The organism is Cupriavidus sp. 05N39 (genome assembly GCF_056397325.1).
In genome coordinates, this window is record NZ_JBFTNE010000249.1 from 1 (window position 1) to 1,155 (window position 1,155).

A 1,155-nucleotide genomic window follows, 5' to 3' on the forward strand; every position below is an offset into this window, starting at 1 on the left:
GAATGATCCGAATGATCCCGTGCGGAGCGTTTTCGCTTTCATCCGGCAGCCAGATGCGAATATCGACTCCGTCATCATTCCCACCCGGCCCTAGCTCCACTTTGTATCCGACTCTAAAAAAATACTCGGCGGTTAGTTCCTCGAACTTGCGCCAATGCATCTTTCCAATAGACTCTGGATTTTGACTAAGATAGTCAATGAAACGTTGATCAATGAATTCTCCATACGCCGGTTTTGTCTTGCCTCCTGCAAACAAGGAGCTTAATTTTTCGATATTTCTCCACTCCGTGTAACGCACAATACTGTGCGGGCTCAAACTAACGACTCGATTAAAAGTTTCGATCACCTCCATGGAAATTCTAAGACCTCGCTCTCCATACTTTGCAAATACATTGCGCATGAAATCCGTAGGATCCATCGACTTTACTCCTTGCCGCATGGCCTCTTCCATCATGATTCGAGCGTGGGAATGATACAGCCTCATGACTCCTTCGTATGTGGCGAGGTCGGCCTTTTTATACTTGTGATAAAGAGACGCCATACTAGCGACTGCGCCGCCATGTTCTTCGGTTGTGTATCCGACTCGATGGAGCAATTTGTAGAAAAGTTCTTCGTACTCTTCTGACCGAAGTCGAACCGTACGAATTTCAGATCTTTTAATGACGTCTGGATATCCTGTTCCCGCGAGGTGGTCACAAATTTCCTCCGCGGAAAGCGCAAGTCCTGCTTTGTAGCCAACTGTTTCATTGAGTGAATCAGCTAGCGTTTCAGGATTAAACCAAATTCCGGCCATGCATAACCTCCAGAAGATCTTAATTTGACAATCAATCTGACATTTTTGTAAATACAACCTGAAACATAGATTTGACCACACAACTCACTTGGTTGATCCTCCTGCCCTGGTGAAATTGCACCGACGAAATAGAGGCTTGGGCACAAAACTCAAATATTATGGTTAGTATCCAGCGACCACATATAATCCGAACAATTTGAAAATTGCGTAGGCACCATATAACGCATCTCCTTATACAGAAGTCATGAGTCCTCAGCCCGTAGCGCCAGGATCATGAACGCAGCATCCATGGTTCGCTGCATGCCGATCCAGATCGTTTTGGCGCCGGGCTCGCCATCACTCTTGCGGCCCAGGAAACCACC

The 1,155-nt window shown here is 46.6% G+C and carries 2 protein-coding genes; both read right to left on the minus strand.

Annotation, left to right across the window (positions count from 1 at the left end):
* Positions 1 to 793, minus strand: a 793-nt coding sequence (locus tag AC1DN0_RS41075) for a restriction endonuclease (RefSeq protein WP_477146613.1), incomplete at its 3' end; no start/stop codon positions are given.
* A 242-nt stretch (positions 794 to 1,035) separates the two neighbouring features.
* Positions 1,036 to 1,146: a hypothetical protein gene (locus AC1DN0_RS41080; protein WP_477144789.1), complete on the minus strand. Its 111-nt coding sequence runs from the start codon at positions 1,144 to 1,146 to the stop codon at positions 1,036 to 1,038.
* Positions 1,147 to 1,155 lie beyond the last annotated feature (9 nt).